The sequence below is a fragment of the Novosphingobium sp. SG751A genome (assembly GCF_013149295.1).
Taxonomy (GTDB): Bacteria; Pseudomonadota; Alphaproteobacteria; order Sphingomonadales; family Sphingomonadaceae; genus Novosphingobium.
Genome location: NZ_JABGCB010000001.1, coordinates 165,767 through 182,466, shown reverse-complemented (window position 1 = coordinate 182,466; position 16,700 = coordinate 165,767). Strand labels below are relative to the sequence as shown.

18 protein-coding genes are annotated in these 16,700 nt (G+C 62.6%); 8 read left to right on the top strand and 10 right to left on the bottom strand.

What is annotated here, in order from left to right; all coding sequences use genetic code 11:
* Positions 1-21 precede the first annotated feature (21 nt).
* Together FHW96_RS00910 and FHW96_RS00905 are read right to left on the bottom strand one after the other, a co-directional pair.
* The gene (locus tag FHW96_RS00910) at positions 22-714 is read right to left on the bottom strand and encodes a spermidine synthase (RefSeq protein ID WP_172338969.1); all 693 of its coding nucleotides are present in this window, start codon (positions 712-714) and stop codon (positions 22-24) included.
* On the bottom strand, positions 714-1,214 hold the full coding sequence (locus FHW96_RS00905; protein ID WP_172338675.1) for a YaiI/YqxD family protein: 501 nt from the start codon (positions 1,212-1,214) through the stop codon (positions 714-716). Before FHW96_RS00905 ends, FHW96_RS00910 begins: the two co-directional genes overlap by 1 nt.
* 340 nt (positions 1,215-1,554) lie before the next feature.
* On the opposite strand from FHW96_RS00905, the gene FHW96_RS00900 reads away from it, so the two are divergent.
* Positions 1,555-1,761 (top strand): cold-shock protein, encoded by a 207-nt coding sequence (locus tag FHW96_RS00900; protein WP_172338674.1) that lies wholly within the window; start codon positions 1,555-1,557, stop codon positions 1,759-1,761.
* Between the two features lie 410 nt (positions 1,762-2,171).
* The gene (locus tag FHW96_RS00895) at positions 2,172-2,390 is read left to right on the top strand and encodes a hypothetical protein (RefSeq protein ID WP_172338673.1); all 219 of its coding nucleotides are present in this window, start codon (positions 2,172-2,174) and stop codon (positions 2,388-2,390) included.
* 437 nt (positions 2,391-2,827) lie between these two features.
* Here FHW96_RS00895 and FHW96_RS00890 read toward each other — a convergent pair whose 3' ends face one another.
* Together FHW96_RS00890 and FHW96_RS00885 are read right to left on the bottom strand one after the other, a co-directional pair.
* Positions 2,828-2,980 (bottom strand): hypothetical protein, encoded by a 153-nt coding sequence (locus FHW96_RS00890; protein WP_172338672.1) that lies wholly within the window; start codon positions 2,978-2,980, stop codon positions 2,828-2,830.
* Between the two features lie 353 nt (positions 2,981-3,333).
* The gene (locus FHW96_RS00885) at positions 3,334-3,744 is read right to left on the bottom strand and encodes a VOC family protein (protein WP_172338671.1); all 411 of its coding nucleotides are present in this window, start codon (positions 3,742-3,744) and stop codon (positions 3,334-3,336) included.
* A gap of 212 nt (positions 3,745-3,956) precedes the next feature.
* Between FHW96_RS00885 and FHW96_RS00880 the strand changes: the two genes are divergently transcribed.
* From FHW96_RS00880 to FHW96_RS00870, 3 genes are all read left to right on the top strand, one after another.
* A complete protein-coding gene (locus FHW96_RS00880) occupies positions 3,957-4,262 on the top strand; it encodes a metalloregulator ArsR/SmtB family transcription factor (protein WP_172338670.1) in 306 nt (101 codons plus the stop codon).
* Positions 4,259-4,918 (top strand): SdpI family protein, encoded by a 660-nt coding sequence (locus FHW96_RS00875; RefSeq protein ID WP_172338669.1) that lies wholly within the window; start codon positions 4,259-4,261, stop codon positions 4,916-4,918. The genes FHW96_RS00880 and FHW96_RS00875 overlap by 4 nt, the downstream gene beginning before the upstream one ends.
* A gap of 116 nt (positions 4,919-5,034) precedes the next feature.
* Complete coding sequence (locus FHW96_RS00870; RefSeq protein WP_216650722.1) at positions 5,035-5,922, top strand: GyrI-like domain-containing protein; 888 nt, start codon at positions 5,035-5,037, stop codon at positions 5,920-5,922.
* A gap of 39 nt (positions 5,923-5,961) precedes the next feature.
* Here the strand turns inward: FHW96_RS00870 and FHW96_RS00865 are convergent, their stop codons facing one another.
* Positions 5,962-7,125 carry a winged helix-turn-helix domain-containing protein gene (locus tag FHW96_RS00865; RefSeq protein WP_172338668.1) on the bottom strand — a complete coding sequence of 388 codons (1,164 nt, stop codon included), beginning with the start codon at positions 7,123-7,125 and terminating at the stop codon, positions 5,962-5,964.
* A gap of 92 nt (positions 7,126-7,217) precedes the next feature.
* Positions 7,218-7,496 (bottom strand): metal/formaldehyde-sensitive transcriptional repressor, encoded by a 279-nt coding sequence (locus tag FHW96_RS00860; protein ID WP_168604782.1) that lies wholly within the window; start codon positions 7,494-7,496, stop codon positions 7,218-7,220.
* Positions 7,497-7,771: 275 nt separating this feature from the next.
* On the opposite strand from FHW96_RS00860, the gene FHW96_RS00855 reads away from it, so the two are divergent.
* The 3 genes from FHW96_RS00855 to FHW96_RS00845 are packed head-to-tail and all read left to right on the top strand — an operon-like array spanning position 7,772 to position 12,202.
* Positions 7,772-9,091, top strand: coding sequence for a carbohydrate porin (locus FHW96_RS00855; protein WP_172338667.1), 1,320 nt, complete (start codon positions 7,772-7,774; stop codon positions 9,089-9,091).
* A 22-nt stretch (positions 9,092-9,113) separates the two neighbouring features.
* The gene (locus tag FHW96_RS00850) at positions 9,114-10,859 is read left to right on the top strand and encodes an ABC transporter permease subunit (protein WP_172338666.1); all 1,746 of its coding nucleotides are present in this window, start codon (positions 9,114-9,116) and stop codon (positions 10,857-10,859) included.
* A 20-nt stretch (positions 10,860-10,879) separates the two neighbouring features.
* Entirely contained in the window at positions 10,880-12,202 is a 1,323-nt protein-coding gene (locus FHW96_RS00845) for an AAA-associated domain-containing protein (RefSeq protein ID WP_172338665.1), read from the top strand.
* A gap of 7 nt (positions 12,203-12,209) precedes the next feature.
* On the opposite strand, the gene FHW96_RS00840 is transcribed toward FHW96_RS00845, so the two are convergent.
* From FHW96_RS00840 to FHW96_RS00825, 4 genes are read right to left on the bottom strand one after another with little or no spacing between them, the layout of a single operon-like run.
* Complete coding sequence (locus tag FHW96_RS00840) at positions 12,210-12,470, bottom strand: DUF3325 domain-containing protein (protein WP_172338664.1); 261 nt, start codon at positions 12,468-12,470, stop codon at positions 12,210-12,212.
* Positions 12,467-14,035, bottom strand: coding sequence for a PepSY domain-containing protein (locus tag FHW96_RS00835; protein WP_172338663.1), 1,569 nt, complete (start codon positions 14,033-14,035; stop codon positions 12,467-12,469). The genes FHW96_RS00840 and FHW96_RS00835 overlap by 4 nt, the downstream gene beginning before the upstream one ends.
* Complete coding sequence (locus FHW96_RS00830; RefSeq protein ID WP_216650721.1) at positions 13,969-14,259, bottom strand: hypothetical protein; 291 nt, start codon at positions 14,257-14,259, stop codon at positions 13,969-13,971. Before FHW96_RS00830 ends, FHW96_RS00835 begins: the two co-directional genes overlap by 67 nt.
* Complete coding sequence (locus FHW96_RS00825; protein ID WP_172338662.1) at positions 14,247-16,697, bottom strand: TonB-dependent siderophore receptor; 2,451 nt, start codon at positions 16,695-16,697, stop codon at positions 14,247-14,249. The genes FHW96_RS00830 and FHW96_RS00825 overlap by 13 nt, the downstream gene beginning before the upstream one ends.
* Between the last annotated feature and the right edge of the window lie 3 nt (positions 16,698-16,700).

Genomic DNA, 16,700 nt, shown 5'->3' with positions numbered 1-16,700 from the left:
CTACCGACCAGGCCATGGATATCAGCGCTTGCGGGCAAACCAGATATGGTGGTTCACGCATGGCTCATCGCTGGCCTGATCGGCATCGGCGGGAAAGGCGTTGACCTTGACCTCGCTGACATCGAACCCGGCCTGCTCCAGCCGCTGGGTGAAATCCCCGTCGCCGTCGGCTGACCATACCGCCAGCACACCGCCGGAACGCAGCGCCTTTCGGCTCGCCTGCAATCCGGCGGGGGAATAGAGAATGTCGTTGCGGCGGCGGGTCAGGCCTTCCGGCCCGTTGTCCACGTCCAGGAGGATGGCGTCATAACCGCTCGCCGCCGAATGGATCAGCAGGCCGACATCATCGATCACCAGCGTCACCCGCGCATCGTCCAGGCAGCCATCGGTCAGGCGATGCATCGGCCCGCGAGCCCAAACCAGAATTTGCGGCACCAGTTCGGCCACGATCACGCTGGCATCCTTGCCCAGCGCCGCCAGAGCCGCGCGCAGCGTGAAGCCCATGCCATAGCCGCCGATCAACACCTGGGGTGCCTTCTGCGCGGCGATTCTTTCGCAGGTCAGAGTGGCCAGCGCCTGTTCCGAGGCGAACATATCGCTGCTCATCAATTCGTTCCGGCCAAATACGATGGCGAAATCCTCGCCGCTGCGCAGCAATTGCAACTCGACGCCGCCGGGCACCTGCGCGCGGTCAACAAGATCATATTCTCTCATCATCGCGGCGTCTCGCGTTCGAGGCGGGTCAGCACCTCATCCAATGCGGAAAGGAAGCGCGACCGGTCAGCCTTTGAAAAGGGCGGCGGCCCGCCGATGGCCTCGCCCATGGCCCCGGCGCGCAGATCGGCCATGATCGCGCGCGTGGCAATCGCTCCGCCGATCGAGCTGGCGGTAAAGGGTTTGCCCGTTGGCGCCAGAACCATGGCGCCCGCCTTGATCGCGCGGTCGGCCAGCAGGATGTCGGCGGTGATCACCACGCAGCCCGGCGCGCCGGCCTGCGCTATCCAGTCATCGGCGGCATCGAAGGAATCGCTGACTACCACGCGGCGCACCAGCGGGTGATCCGGCACGCGGATGGGGCGATTGCTGACGACGGTGACCGGCACCTGATGGCGCAAGGCGACCTTATAGATCTCCTCCTTTACCGGGCAGGCATCGGCATCGACAAGCACATGGCGTTTGGAAGATGATACGGCGGCGAAGTTGGGATCAGGCACGGAAATGGGACGAAAACTCCGGCAAAGACGCGGGTCGATCCACGATGCGTCGCGAAACTTGCCGGGTTGGGGCCTTGTGGTGTGCAATTCGAATGCCCACCGAGTGGGCGTACGGGGCTGCTAGGCGAAATGGAGCGAAGTTGCCACGATAATCGACCCGTCCGATTTTGGGTGGCCTAAATTGACTTTCATACGGGCCTGCCCTATAGGAATACTCGCTAACGTCGCCTGCGACGGAATTTGACTCCGATTCGTTCGGTTATTCTTCCTTTCACATGCTGCCAGCTCCATCCGCGCTTTTGCGGATGGATTCTCTTGTTTTCGTGAAAAGGAAACACCCATGCCCATCGGCACCGTTAAATTCTTCAATACTGACAAAGGCTATGGCTTCATTGCGCCCGAAGAAGGCGGCAATGACAGCTTTGTCCACATCAGCGCGGTTCAGCAGGCCGGAATGACCACGCTGAACAAGGACCAGCGTCTCAGCTATGAGGTCGAAACCGACCGTCGCGGCAAGCAGTCTGCGGTCAATCTGGTTTCTGCCTGATTCAAGCGTTCGCCGGTGTCCGCAGGGGCACCGGGAACTGTCCGTCGCGATGAAGGGTTTCCTTTCAACGCGGCGGCCCGTGTCTGGCCTGCTTGATCCGCTTTGCGTGATCGCGGCCGGGCACGGGAAATGCAGCCTATTATGCCCCCTTGCGCGCCTCTGGCCGGGGGCTGCTGCCTATTCCAATTCAACCCATCCTCACGCGGCCATGAGGCCGCAGTTTTACCTGAGTTTTTGACAATCCATATGCTTATTATTCTGAAACTTATCGCTTCTCTGAAATCCTCTTCGGTTCACCCCGCTTTTTCCCATCCGCTGCCATCGGGTGTTCTCACTGTCGCCGAAATGCAGCGATTGGTGGCCGATATGGTGGATTGATCAACAGTTCATCCCACCAGGAAGGGATCGCCATGGCCAACACAAGCGAATATTACCGGCATTGCGCCGAAGAAAGTCTGCGCCATGCCGAGGCAAGCATTCTGGCCAATGTCCGCGAACGCCATTTGCATTCGGCGGCGGCATGGCAGGCAATGGCGGAGCGTGTGGCCAAGATTGAGGCCAATCGTCGCGAAAGTCAGGAGCGCGAGCTATCCGCGCGCTTGGCCGATCATAGCAGATCCTTTCCATAAACGGTTTTGCGGCCCGCTCTGTGGGGCTGGTTCCAGCGGCGCCGACGATGAATGTCCGGCAGCTTTCGCAGAGCGGCGTTAAGACCGTGAACGTCCGTTCTTGAGGCGGACTTATCCAGCAAAGGTGGAGCGGTTCATTGGAACCCGCAGCATTCTTGCAATGGCCCAATGATGTGTCGCAACCAGACAGCCAGGTCGTTACTCGGTTTGCGAATACTCGCGCCGGACCGGCCATTCGCGCTACCTTGCCCGCAAAACTGCAACACCTGCGCAGATGATCGCCAGCCCTCCCAGCCAGGCAAAAGCTCCGCCGATGGTGGCCCCGCTCAGTTGCACCAGCGAGACCGCCAGCGGACTGTGAACTGGCCGAGGAAGAAGCAGGCGCTCCAGATGCCCATGGCCCGCCCGCGATGTTGGGGCGAGACACCCTGCATCGCCTACAGCACAAGCACCGGGATCAGGATGCCGGCCTCGAATTGTTCGATCATGGCAAAGGCCGTCATCGTGGCAACGTCGGCGGCAAGGCCGATGCCCAGCATACCCGCGCCCATGAAGCCGAGGAACGCGGCGATCTGCCCCGCCGACCTCACCCTGCCGAATGCCGGACACGCTGGGAGAATTACCATTAACCCCATGCTGCGCCAAAAGATCAGGCAGAGTGTTTCTCAGATCAATATCGCCCCAAATCCTGCGCAAACCGGACCTGACCTGCAAAATGCGCTGCAATCTCGCGCCGTATCCCGGTCATGGCGCACCGGTCGCAGGGTGTCGCCCCGAACGAACATCGGCATGTTCGAGGCACCTTGCTGTCGGGGGGCTGGCCATGATGGTCGCGGCCCTGCTGCGGCCGCATGGGCTAGCGCCGCTGCCGGTCTTCTGTTGACCGGGGGCATTACCGGCGGACGCAGCCTTCATAATCAGGTCGCGCTCCGCTCTTTCCGCCTCACTCCCCGGCGGGCATGGCGCTCATATCCATCCAGAAGGCCTCCCAGACATGCCCGTCGGGATCGGCAAGATTGCGGTTATACATGAAGCCGAGATCCTGCACCGGATTGATGTCCGCCTGACCGCCATGGGCATCGGCGGCCTCGTTCATTCGGTCCACCGCCTCGCGGCTTTCGCAGGAGATGGCCAGCATCACTTCACTCGATGTTGCGGGCGGGATCGGGCGGCTGGTGAAAACGCGCCATTTGTCATGGGTGAGCAGCATCACGCTGATCGTTTCGCTCCACACCATGCAGGCAGAGTTGTCGTCGCTGAACTGCGGGTTGTTGGTGAAGCCCAGCGCATCGTAAAAACGCATGGCGCGGGGCAGATCGGTCACCGGCAAATTCACGAAGATCATTTTTGTCATGCTGCCTCTCCCTGGGTGTGCGGATTCCTGCTGGGCAAACCCATGCCCTCCGGGTCGGTTCCGTGTCCACGGACGAATTGCTCTCCTCATGCGACGAGAATGCATGTGCGACGAAAGGAAACAGCGCCGCCAAGGGTCAATGGTTGGCCAACCCCGCATGCCGCCTCACAAACTGATTGCGATTTGTTGTTTAGCGTATTAGCTAAATAGCTATGAACGCTATCTTCGACGCTCTCTCTCATCCGATTCGCCGCGAGGTGCTGGAATTGCTCAAGCGCGGCGGAATGACCGCGGGCGAGCTGGCCGACCATTTCCCGGTCTCCAAACCGACCATGTCCGGCCATTTCGCCAAGCTGAAATCCGCAGGCCTGATTTTGGGCGAAAACCGTGGCGGGACCATCATCTACACACTGAACCTCTCGGTGCTCGAAGAGGCGGTGATGGGGTTCATGAATCGGGTGCGCGCGGGCCAAAGCGCTTCGACCCGAACCTGTCCGCCAAAGGGAGAAACAGCATGAAAGTGAAGGGCCTTTTGATGGCGAGCCTGCTGCTTGCCGCGCTGATGGCTGCGATGGCGGCGCTGGCGCTGATGCGCCTGCCCGAAGGCGCGCGGCTGATCACGCACTGGGCGGCGGACGGCACGCCCAACGGCTCCATGCCTGCGGCGCGCGCGCTGTTCATCGCACCGCTGATGGTTGCGCTGTTGGGCGCGCTGTTCGCCGTTCTGCCGCGCATCGAACCCTTGCAGGACCGGATGGCGCAATCGGCACAAGTGCTCCGGGTCGGCTGGATTTCGCTGCTGGTGCTGATGACGCTGGTGTTCGCGCAGATTGCGGGTCCGGCCTTCGGCATCGTGCTCCCTGTCTCGTTGATAAGCTTTGGCGCGGGCGCCATGCTGGTTGCGCTGGGCAATGTGCTGCCCAAGTCGCGGCCGGGCTTTTTCGTCGGCATCCGCACGCCATGGACGCTGACCGACACCGAAAACTGGATTGCAACCCACCGGCTTGCCGCGCGCCTATTCATCCTTGCGGGCCTTGCTGTCATGCTGGCTTCGGTCTTGCCCGTGCCGATGGCTGTGCGCGGCGGATTACTGGTGGGCGCGGCGCTCTTTGCCGCACTGGTCCCGACGATCTATTCCTGGTGGTTCTGGCAGAGCCGTAAGGGACGCTCATAAGCGGGGCGCGAAAAAGCACGCGAAGTGGTGATGCGGGGCGGCATTGCGCAAGAACGGTCGAGCGGGGATCCTGCCTCCGTGGCTAAGTGGCGGGGCCATCACCAAGGAAGTTCCCGATGATCGCCGCCGACACGACCGAAACCCGCTATCTGCTGCGTATGCAGCGGGTGATAGATCATATCCACCGCCATCTCGACGGCGATCTGGGGCTTGATGTGCTGAGCGGGGTTGCGGCCTTTTCGCCCTATCATTTCCACCGGCAGTTCAGCGCCATGTTCGGCATGTCGCTCCACCGCTATGTGCAGATGGCGCGGATGAAACGGGCCGCATCGCGATTGGCCTATCGCGCCGACACCGTGACCCACATCGCGTTCGAGGCGGGCTATGAAGCGCCCGACAGTTTCGCACGCGCCTTTCGGCAGCGCATCGGGCAGGCGCCTCTGGCCTTTCGGGAACAACCGGACTGGGCGGCATGGGAGGCGGCAATGGTGCCGCTCTCCAAGGTTAGGAGCCGTATCATGACCCAGCAATTTTCCAGCGACGATGTATCTTTGCGCGAGGTGTCCGATATCCCCATCGCGCTGATGAGCCATCACGGCGATCCGCAACGCCTTGGCGAAACGATCAGGCGCTTTATCGCGTGGCGCAAGGGCAATGGCGTGCGTGCCGCCGATCATGCCACCTACACGATCTTTCACACCGACCCGGAGATCAGCGGCCCGGACGCCTATCATCTTGATCTCGCCACCGAAATCCGCCGCCCGTTGACATCGGCCGATGCCGGGGTCGAGGCGGGCGTCATTCCGGGCGGGCATTGCGCGGTGCTGCGCGTGATGGGCAACAGCGATGATCTGCGCCCGGCGGCGGAATTTCTCTACGGCACATGGCTGCCCCTCAGCGGCGAGGAATTGCGCGACTTTCCGCTCTACGCCCAACGCATCCGCTTCTTTCCCGATGTGCCCGAGCAGGAGGCGATCACGGATCTGTTCCTGCCGCTGCGATAGGGAGGCGGACCGCGCGGGTCGGCCCTGATCGCTCCCGCGCTATTGCGCCACACGCACCCCTGCGAGGCCAAGCCATGACGCCATGCGTTCAAGTTCGGCCCGAAGTCGCGCCATGGTCTCGGCCTGAGCATTGGGTTCAAGCGTTATGCGATGGGCGAGGAGGAGGCCCGCCGCGCGGTCCGCTTTCAGATCGACGCGCGCGACCAGAGCCTCGTCCATCAGGAACGGCAGGACATAATAGCCATGCGCGCGCTTTTCCTGCGGCACATAGATCTCGATGCGGTAGCGGAAACCGAACAGCCTTTCGGCGCGGCCACGCTCCCATATCAGCGGATCGAAAGGCGCAAGCAGTGCGGCGCCGGTGATCTTGCGAGGTGCGCGGGCGTCGCGGTGCATCCAGGCCTTTTGCGTCCAGCCTTCGACACGCACCGGCACGAGAAGGCCCGCATCGACCTGCGCCGCAATGGCATGATCGGCCTCGTCCGGTTTGAGGCGATAATAGTCGCGCAAATCGGCCAAGGTCGCCACGCCCAAAGCCAAAGCGCTGCGGGCGATAAGCTCTTGCTGCGCGGTTGCGGCGTCCGGCGTGGGCAGGGCCAAAATCTTTTGCGGCAAAACCCGCTCCGGCAGATCATAGACCCGCGCGAAACTACCCCGCCGCGTGGAGGTGGTGATCTGCCCGGACCAGAACAGCCATTCAAGGGCGTGCTTGGTCTGGCTCCATTCCCACCATCCGCTTTTGCTTGCCCCATTCTCGAAATCGGCGGCGGTCAGCGGTCCTTCCGCCGCGATCCTGTCGAGTACGCATTGCGCTTCCTGACGGCGCTCGGTCGCAAAGCGCCGCAAGGCGGGGTATCCGATCTCGCCGCGCTCCGCCCGCGCCATGCGCCAGCGCAACAGGGGATGAAGATCGAGCGGCAGCAGCGAGGCCTCATGGGCCCAATATTCGAACATGCGGCGATGCCGCCTGGCGCCCCACGCCGCCTGCTCCAGATCTGCGCGATCATATGGGCCGAGGCGGGAAAAGGCCGGGAGATAATGGGCCCGCGTCAACACGTTCACGCTGTCGATCTGAAACAGGCCGAGCCGGTCCAGCACGCGGCGCATTTGCCCCGCCGCCGGACGCTCGTACTGTCGCCCCCCGAAACCCTGCGCTGCGAGCGCAATACGTTTGGCGTCACGAAGGGAGAGTTCAATGGTCATGAGCGCAAGTCTGGCGGTGCAAAGTCGCGCATGCAAGCCATGCGATACGCCGGCCGGGAAGTCCTGTGTGCGAGGGCAGGGCGGGCAGCGCTTTACCGCAGATAGGCCCTGACGATCGCCACCAGTTCCTCGGCGGCCTGCACCTTGGGGTCGCTGACGGGCAGGTCCGGCTCGATCATATGTTCGCGGATGTGATCCTCGATCACTTCGGCGATGAAGCCTTCGAGCGCGCCGCGACAGGCGGTGGCCTGTTGCAGCACGCGGGCGCATTCGACATCCCCGCTGACGGCGCGTTCCAGCGCATCAACCTGTCCCTTCAACCGTTTCAGCCGATTGAGGAGCTTTTGCTTTTCTGCCGCAACATGGCTCATGACCTGGCCTTTTTACCTTGATACTATACTCCCCTAGGGTATATGTCCGTCCAAGTCGAGTCGGACTGCAACCGGCAGCCACGACCGACGTTCCGAGGGAATCAATCGATGCCGCGAAGTTGCAACCATTCCGCCGACGAGGGCGACAGTAGGCTTAACGCCTTGCTGACGCTTGCGTGGCGGTCGGCATCTTTCCCAACCGGGAAACCATGCGCGTAATCTGATGCGCGATGGGTCGGGGCGGAAAGCGTGCCTTTCCGTTCAAGGATCCGATAATGATCATTCTGACTGCTTTGCGCGCCCTGTGCGCCGCTCCTCTGGCGCTGGGTATGCTGGCCGCGCCCGCCTTTGCCGATGAGGCCACTCCGCAGGATCAGCGCTTTGCCATCCACGGCCAATATACCGGCGTGGTGCAGGGCGTTGGCGGTTTCGCCTCGCCCTATGCCGCCGACAACAGCCTTGATCCCCATCAGGTCAAGGCCACCAATGATGCCACGCTGTACCTTGGCCTGCGCCTCTGGAAGGGCGGCGAGATCTGGATCAATCCCGAGGTGGATCAGGGCTTTGGCCTGTCAAACACGCTGGGCGCGGGCGGTTTTCCCAGCGCCGAGGCCTATAAGGTCGGCAAAATGGCGCCCTATTTCAAACTGCAACGCGCCTTTGCCCGCCAGACCATCGCGCTGGGCGGCGATGAGGTCAGGCTGGAGGCGGGGATCAACCAGTTGCGTTCGACCACCACGGCGAACCGCATAGTGATTACGGCGGGCAAGATGGGCGTGGGCGATATTTTCGACACCAACAAATTCGCCCATGATCCGCGCGGCGATTTCCTCAACTGGTCGCTGGTCGACACGGGCAGCTTTGATTATGCGGCCAATGCCTGGGGCTATACCTATGGCATTGCGGCGGAATGGTATCAGGGGCCATGGACCCTGCGTGCTGGTCTGTACAACCTGTCCAAGGTTCCCAACGGCATCGAACTGGAGGCCGATTTTTCCCAGAACGCCCTGATGATCGAGGGCGAGCGGCGTTTTCGCATCGCCGGGCGCGAGGGCGCGCTGCGGGTGACGGGCTTTCGCAATCGCGGCCTGTTCGCGCGGTTCGATGAGGCGCTGGCCAAGGGCGCGCCGCTCGACCTTGCCCCCGCGCGGCGCAAGCAGGATCGCTTCGGCATTGCGCTCAACGCCGAGCAGGATGTGACCGATGCCTTGGGCCTCTTTCTGCGGGCGGGGACCAGTGACGGTGCCATCGAGACGTATGATTTTACCGATATCGACCGCAGCCTTGCATTCGGCGGGGCGCTTAAAGGCAAGGCATGGGGGCGGCTGCAGGATACGCTGGCCGTCGCGGGCGTCGTCAACGGCATTTCCGATGCGCACAAGCGCTGGCTGGCGGCTGGCGGGATGGGCGTGCTGGTGGGCGATGGCGTGCTGCCCCATCCGGGGGATGAGAGGATCATCGAGGCCTATTACGCCTTCCGGCCGATGGGCTGGGGTGCACTGACGCTCGATTATCAGCATATCGCCAATCCGGGCTACAACCGCGATCGCGGTCCGGCCGATATCATCGCGTTTCGCGTTCATGCAGGCTTCTGATGCCTTGTGAGAGGGTCGTTCCATGAGCCCCGACAAAAAACCGCTCCCCATCCTGCCCAGCTTCTCGCGGATGCTGCGCCTGACACGCCCCAGCCGCGAGGATGCGATGGGTTTCGTCATCCTTGCGGGTCTGGCGCTGCTGGTGTTCCGCGCGGGCGAGGGGATGGTCGAGCCGCTCTCCAGCCTGCATCTGGAGCCGGTGACGCTCGATCCGGCGCATCTGCCCTATTATGCGCTGCGTACGGTGCTGCGCATGTTTGCCGCGTTGCTGGCCTCCACGCTGTTCACGCTGATCTTCTCAACGCTGGCCGCGCGCAGCCGCCGTGCCGGACAGATCATCGTACCCGCGCTGGACATTCTGCAATCGGTGCCGATCTTGGGTTTCCTGACCTTCACCGTCACCTTTTTCATGAATCTGTTTCCCGGCAATGTGCTGGGGGTGGAACTGGCCAGCATCTTTGCCATCTTCACCTCGCAGGCGTGGAACATGGCCTTCAGCTTCTACCAGTCGCTGCGTAATCTGCCCGGCGATCTGGAGGAAGTGTGTGAGGGGTTCGAACTTTCACCGCTGCGCCGTTTCCTGCGGCTTGATCTGCCCTATGCCACGCCCGCGCTGGTGTGGAATGCGATGATGTCCATGTCGGGCGGGTGGTTCTTTGTGGTGGCCTCCGAAGCGATCACGCTGGGCAACACCACAGTCACTCTGCCGGGGATCGGTTCCTATCTGGCATTGGCCATCGCGCATCAGGATTTCGGCGCGGTGGGCTGGGCGGTGGGCATGATGGCGCTGGTGATCCTCGCCTATGACCAGTTGTTTTTCCGTCCGATCGTGGCCTGGGCCGACCGGTTTCGTTTCGAACAGACGGCCGGTGCCGAGGCGCCGCAAAGCTGGGTCTATAATTTGCTTCGTCGCACTCGCGTCCTGCCGCTGTTGTTCGCGCCTCTTGGGGCCATGCTCCGGCTGCTGCTGACGCTTGAGCCGCGCCGCGCCGGGCACCGTTTGGCCGAACCTCGCCCTGCCAATGCCGTGGTCGAACGGATATGGCAGGTGTCGATCTGGGCGGGGGTGGTCGCGGCCATGGGCTGGACCGGTCATTATGTGCTGACCTCGCTTGGCCTGCATGACATCCTGCTGGCCTTTGGCTATGCGGCGATCACGCTGGTCCGGGTCGCGGTGCTGATCGTGCTGGCCAGCGCGGTCTGGGTGCCGCTCGGGGTGATGATCGGTCTGCGCCCGCGCCTTGCCGAGAGGGTTCAGCCCGTCGCGCAATTCCTGGCTGCCTTTCCGGCCAATGTGCTGTTTCCCTTTGCGGTGATGGGCATCTTGCGGTTCGGCCTGTCGTTCGACATCTGGCTCTCGCCGTTGATGATCTTTGGCACGCAATGGTACATCCTGTTCAACGTGATCGCGGGGGCCAGTTCGATCCCCAACGACCTGCGCGAGGTGGCGGGGATGTTTGGCGTGCGGGGCTGGCAATGGTGGCGTCAGGTCGCGCTGCCCAGTGTCTTTCCCTATTACATCACGGGCGCTCTGACCGCCTCAGGCGGCTCGTGGAACGCCTCCATCGTGGCCGAAGTGGCGACATGGGGCAGCCATCGCCTCGAAGCGCATGGCCTTGGCGCCTATATCGCCGATGCCACTGCGGCGGGTCATTATCCGCAGGTCGCACTGGGCATCGCCGTGATGAGCATGTTCGTGCTTGGCTTCAACCGCATGGTCTGGCGCCCGCTCTATGCCTTTGGCGAGCGCCGCCTGCGGCTTTCCTGATCTGATTTGGAGTCTCCATCATGGCAACCATCGCTCCTGCCGCCTCGCTGCCTGTCATCCCGCTGATCAAGGTCAAGGGTCTCAACCATTATTACGGCCCGCCGCCGGGCGGCCATCTGGTGCTCGAAAATGTCGATCTGACGCTTTATCAGAACGAGGTCGTCGGCCTGTTGGGGCGTTCCGGTTCGGGCAAATCCACCTTGCTGCGCTCGATTGCGGGGCTGATTCATCCGCGTCACGGCACGGTCGAGCGCATCGTCGGCAAGGATTGCCCCGACCCCAGCGTGGCCATGGTGTTTCAGACCTTCGCGCTATTCCCATGGCTGACGGTGCAGGAAAATGTCGAACTGGGGCTGGAGGCGCAGAAAGTGCCGCCGGAGGAACGCCGCGCCCGTGCGCTGGCCGCCATCGACCTGATCGGGCTGGACGGGTTTGAAAACGCCTATCCCAAAGAACTGTCGGGCGGGATGCGGCAGAGGGTCGGTCTGGCGCGGGCGCTGGTGGTCAATCCGTCTCTGCTGCTGATGGATGAGCCGTTTTCCGCGCTCGATGTGCTGACGGCTGAAACCTTGCGCACCGATCTGCTCGATCTGTGGTCGGAAGGGCGGATGCCGATCCGTTCGATCCTGATCGTGACGCACAATATCGAGGAGGCGGTGCAGATGTGCGACCGCATTCTGGTGTTCTCTTCCAATCCGGGGCGGGTGGTGGCCGAGATCAAGGTGGATATCCCCCGCCCGCGTGACCGGCTGGATCCGCCGTTCCGCGCGCTGGTGGATGATATTTATGCCCGCATGACCGCGCGCCCGGATCAGGTTCAGCCCACCCGCGATGGCGTGTTTCCCGGCACAGGCATCGCCATGGTCCTGCCGCGCGTTTCCACCAACACGCTTGCGGGCCTGATTGAGGAGGTGGACGGCACGCCCTTCAACGGCAAGGCCGGTATGGCGGAACTGGCTGCAACGCTCAATTTCGAGGTGGATGATCTGTTTCCGATGGCCGAAACGCTGCAACTGCTGCGCTTTGCCGAATTGCGCGGGGCCGATCTGTTGCTCACCCCATCGGCGCGGCGCTATGCACAGGCAGGCGTTGACCAGCGCAAGGCGATGTTTGGCGAGGCGCTGCTGGCCCATGTGCCGCTGGCGGGCCATATCCGCCGCATCCTTGACGAGCGCGCCAGCCACAAGGCCCCCGCGCGCCGTTTCCGCGACGAGTTGGAAGACCACATGAGCGAGGATTTCGCCCGCGAAACGCTGCGGACCGTTACCAACTGGGGGCGCTATGCCGAGATCTTCACCTATCATGAGGATGCCGATCAGTTCAGTCTGGATGATCCGCAATAATCAGCTTTCATGGGCGCCTTATCGAAATGAGAGTGCATGAGGCCGCCACGATGAGGGCCGCAATGCTCAATTCGCCGATCCAGCACAGGATCGCGAGCGGCCCATCGGATAAGGCCAGGCCCAGGGACAGGCAGAGCGCGGCCCAGCCGCCGCATCGCAGGGCTTGCGACGATCGCTTTGACAACGAGCGCGCCAACAGGTCACGCTGATGCCGCGTCATCGAAAGACACAGGCAGAGCAAACCGCCAAGTATAAGCAGCAGCGTCATGCCTTTGCCCTCCGCCTTGCGCTCGCCTTGCTGGCTGCCGCCAAGGCGGTGAGGCCGGTTATGAACAGGGCCAGATCGACGCAGACCCGCGCCATGTCGCCGGTTCGGACCCATGCGAACAGCCCGCTGTCAGGCACGAACATTTGCGGGATCGGGGCAGCGAGGCACAGCAGGCCAAGGCAGCGCACCTGTCCTGTCCATGCGCGTTTGGGCGGCATCATCCATGCATTCATCAGCGCGGCGATCCATGAGAGGAAAAAGGCCGAAGCCTCCCATGCCATGCGCCCGGACATTCCCGCAGGCAGCAGCCGGTTCGCCAGCAGCAGAGCCGCGATGGCGATCGGCAGGCCCGCGATCATGGCAACATTGGCGCGCTCCGCCGCCATGGGGCGCGGGGACGCCGGGTTTTGCGTGCGCCGTTTGACCACCCAGAGGATCAGCCCCGTTGCAATCATCGCGGTGCCAAGCAATCCCGACAGAAAAAACAGGAAACGCAATGTCCCGCCCGAAAAACGGGCCAGATGCAGACCATAGAGCCAACCATGCGTTGTCACGGCCGGTCCGCCGCCGTCATGGCGTGCGATCAGCCGCCCGTCGGCGCTGAACCGCAACCAGACGAGATCATAGGATATGCTGTCCGCGTCCCGCCGCTCCACCGTCACCGTCGCATGCTTTGACCCGGGATTGTCCACCAGAATGCGACCGGCGCGGCCCTTGGGCCAAATCTGTTCGGCGCGGCCGACAATATGGTCCACCATAGGTCCGGAAAGCGCCGGCGCATCGGCGGAGGATACCGCCGCCGCGACCATCCCTTGTCCTTTCAGATCGCGGGCATAGGCGGCAGTATCGCTCGAATAGGCGCGCTGGATGGCCCATGGCATGAACATGGTGGCCAGTGTGATCAGCCCGGTAAAACTGATCATAAGGCAGAAGGGCAGGGCCAGAACGCCCGCAACATTATGGGCGTCGAGCCAACTGCGCTGGCCTTTGCGCGGGCGGAACGTGAAGAAATCGGCGAATATCCGCCGGTGCGTGATGATCCCGCTGATGATGGCCACCAGCATGGCGATGGCGGCAAAGCAGACCAACCAGCGTCCAAGCCGGACTGGCGCGTGAAGATCGAAGTGGAAGTAATACAAGAAGTCGCCGCCCATGGTCTCGCGCCCGTGCAATTGCCCGCCGGTGCGCGGGTCGAGATATTCGGAGCGGAAGCCGCCTTTTTCCCCCTTCCACAAAATTTCCGTCACCGGGTTGCGCGCATTGGGCAGATCAATCCGCCACAGACGCGCATCGGGTGCTGCCTGGCGCAGGCGGTCTATGGCATGGACGGCGGCTTGCGGGTCGGCCGCCGCGCCGCTCAATTCGGGCCGCATCCACAGGGTGATTTCCTGCCGGTAATAGGTCAGCGAACCGCTCAGGAAGATCGCATAGAGCAGCCAGCCCGGAAACAGGCCTGCCCAACTATGCAGAAAGGCCATGGTTTGGCGAAAACCGTCCTTCATCGGCCGCCGCCCAGCCATCCCGCCAGCGCGAACATAGCGGCGGGCAGCAGGATAATCGCCCATGCCGTCGCACCCTTGCGCGGCAGGAATGCCGCCAGCGCCGCCATAACGAACAGGACATAGGCGGCGATCTGCGCCGTCACCACGGCCTCGATCCGTGGCATCGGCAATATCGCGGCCAGCCCGGCAGCCGCAGCGGCGGCCAGCAGATAGCCGCCGCCCAGCCCAGCCAGAATGCGGTTCAGGACAGCCTTTCGCCCCGGCACGGCCCGTTTCACCAGCGCCACGCCAGATCGACGATGACATTGCGCCCTTCGCCATAATAGCAACGGTTGGTGCCGACGCAGGACGCGATATAGCGCTTGTCGAACAGGTTGTTCGCCTTGGCCGAGAGTTCCAGCCCCTGCAGTCCGGGTAGCCACGCGCCGAGATCAAAACGAACCGAGGCATCGACCAGTGTGAAAGCAGGAACGCGCGAATAATTCGCGGCATCGCCAAAGGTCTCACTGGTATGGCGCAAGCCTCCCGCCAGCGTGATGCCCCGCGGGTCGGCATAGTTGAGCCAGAATGAGGCATTGTGCCGGGGCACCGCCATCAGGCGCAGCCCCTGCTGCGCGCGTGATTTAACCGTGAGATCGGCCGGGTCGATGCCCGATACGGTGTCATTGCTGTTTGTGACGCGGGAATCGAGCAGCGTATAGGCGCCTATCACGTTGAACCCGGCCGGAAGCTTGACATTCCCTTCCAGTTCCAGCCCGCGCATCCGCACCTCACCTATCTGCACGTAGAACAGCGCATGGTCCCGGTCGGCGGTGAGATAGTTCTTGCGCCGCAAGTCAAAGATCGCCGCCGTAATGAAGCTCTGACTGCCCGGCGGCTGGAATTTCATGCCCAGTTCATACTGGCGGCCCTTTTCCGGGTCGAAGGATTTGCCCGAATAATCCGATCCATATTGCGGCGTAAAGCTTTCAGCATAGCTGAAGTAGGGGGCCAGCCCATTGTCGAAATTATGGAGCAGCGCCGCGCGCTTGGTCAGCGCCGCATTGCTGTTGTCCGAAGCGCCCGCCGGGAGATAGGAGGTCAGCCTGTACCGGGTCCAGTCCTGCCGCAGGCCCAGCAACAGGCGCCAGCCCTCATAGGCGATCTGATCCTGTGCATAGAGGCCGACCTGCCGATTGTCATATTGCTGATTGCGAAAGGGCGCGCGGGCCGGGATTGTTTGATAATAGGTCGGCGCGAACAGATCGAGCGTCGGCGCGGTCACAAATTCCCGCACCGTGCTGTATTTGAAAGACTGTGCGTCCAGCCCGATCAGCACCTGATGCGCAACCGCGCCCGTATCGAATTTCAGCGTGACGCGATTGTCGATGGTGAAATCGTCGGACTTCTCGTTCAGACCGAAAGCCTGCCGCGTGACTGTGCGCAGATCGGCGGCGAGGGCGGCGATATAGATATTCCGATTGTCCAGCTTGTTGTTGGTATAGCGGAAATTCTGGTTGAATTTGATCGCGTCGCTGAAGCGGTGCTCCAACTGATAGCCGGCCGAAGCGACTTCGCGGCGCCAGCCCTGATAATTGGGATCGCCCGTGAACAGGTTGGTGGCAATGCTGCCATTGGGATTGGCGATGATCGTGCCGATGGTGGGCAGCCAGTTCAGCGTCGATCCTTTGAAATTGTCCTTCTGATAATGAGTCAGCAGGGTGAGGGTGGTTCGCCCGCCCGGTTTCCAGGTCAAGGAGGGGGCCACCATCACCCGCTTTCGATTGGAAAAGGCGGTCATGCCGTTCGTATCGAAATAGGTGCCGGACAGGCGGTAAAGCAGGCGGTGATCCTGCGTCAGCGGCCCGGTCACATCCGCCGCTATCTGCTTGCGATCAAAGGTGCCGTAACGCAGCAGGATCTCGCCTCCCGCCTTGGGCTGCGGCCGTTTGCTGACCATGTTGATGAGACCGCCGGGCGTCGATTGGCCGAAGAGGACAGAGGTGGGGCCTTTCACAACCTCCACCTGTTCATAAAGATAGGGATCGAGAGCGCCGCTGGCATAGCCTGTGCCGCTCAATCGCAATCCGTCGATATAGCTGTTGGTGGCTGTGCCGGTTGTGCCGTCATTGCCGAAACCGCGAATGGCCAAGGCATCGCCGCCATAGGTCACGCCCTTGGTATTGGCAAAGACGCCCGCGCTGTAGGTCACGGCATCTCCGACCGAGAGGATGCTCCGTTCGCGGGCCCGCTCCATCGACACCACGGAAATCGACTGGGGCGTCTCGCGCAGCGGGGTGTTTGTTTTCGTGCCGATGGCGGTCACGACGATATCATCGCTTTGCACCGGTTCCATTCTCACAGGCGTCCGGGCCGGAGTATGCGTTGGGGCTGAGGCGGGTTTGTACGTCGCCCGCGTCACGCGCCTGACCAGCGTAAATCCGCCATGACCATCCGGGCGAGCCTCTGCGCCGCTCCCTTGCAGCAGGCGTTCAAGCGCCTGCGCGGGCGTATAGGCGCCGCGCAGGCCCGCCGTGCTTTGACCGCGCACCAGCACCGGATCGAATGCGATCATCACGCTCGTTTTCCGGCCAAGCTGGGCGATGGCGCCGCCCAGCGGACCGGCGGGAATGTCGATGTTTTGGGCCATCTGCGGGGTTTGGGCCTGCGCCTGCATCGGCGGCGCGCCAAGGCCCATCACCACCATCGCAACAGCCGCCGCGCCACACATTTCCCTGAACTTCACCAC

Bases quoted from the DNA above. Each gene is read 5' to 3' on its own strand.
- FHW96_RS00910 (WP_172338969.1), bottom strand. From the start codon at position 714: ATGAGAGAATATGATCTTGTTGACCGCGCGCAGGTGCCCGGCGGCGTC.
- FHW96_RS00900 (WP_172338674.1), top strand. From the start codon at position 1,555: ATGCCCATCGGCACCGTTAAATTCTTCAATACTGACAAAGGCTATGGC.
- FHW96_RS00895 (WP_172338673.1), top strand. From the start codon at position 2,172: ATGGCCAACACAAGCGAATATTACCGGCATTGCGCCGAAGAAAGTCTG.
- FHW96_RS00885 (WP_172338671.1), bottom strand. From the start codon at position 3,744: ATGACAAAAATGATCTTCGTGAATTTGCCGGTGACCGATCTGCCCCGC.
- FHW96_RS00880 (WP_172338670.1), top strand. From the start codon at position 3,957: ATGAACGCTATCTTCGACGCTCTCTCTCATCCGATTCGCCGCGAGGTG.
- FHW96_RS00875 (WP_172338669.1), top strand. From the start codon at position 4,259: ATGAAAGTGAAGGGCCTTTTGATGGCGAGCCTGCTGCTTGCCGCGCTG.
- FHW96_RS00870 (WP_216650722.1), top strand. From the start codon at position 5,035: ATGATCGCCGCCGACACGACCGAAACCCGCTATCTGCTGCGTATGCAG.
- FHW96_RS00865 (WP_172338668.1), bottom strand. From the start codon at position 7,125: ATGACCATTGAACTCTCCCTTCGTGACGCCAAACGTATTGCGCTCGCA.
- FHW96_RS00860 (WP_168604782.1), bottom strand. From the start codon at position 7,496: ATGAGCCATGTTGCGGCAGAAAAGCAAAAGCTCCTCAATCGGCTGAAA.
- FHW96_RS00855 (WP_172338667.1), top strand. From the start codon at position 7,772: ATGATCATTCTGACTGCTTTGCGCGCCCTGTGCGCCGCTCCTCTGGCG.
- FHW96_RS00850 (WP_172338666.1), top strand. From the start codon at position 9,114: ATGAGCCCCGACAAAAAACCGCTCCCCATCCTGCCCAGCTTCTCGCGG.
- FHW96_RS00845 (WP_172338665.1), top strand. From the start codon at position 10,880: ATGGCAACCATCGCTCCTGCCGCCTCGCTGCCTGTCATCCCGCTGATC.
- FHW96_RS00840 (WP_172338664.1), bottom strand. From the start codon at position 12,470: ATGACGCTGCTGCTTATACTTGGCGGTTTGCTCTGCCTGTGTCTTTCG.
- FHW96_RS00835 (WP_172338663.1), bottom strand. From the start codon at position 14,035: ATGGGCGATTATCCTGCTGCCCGCCGCTATGTTCGCGCTGGCGGGATG.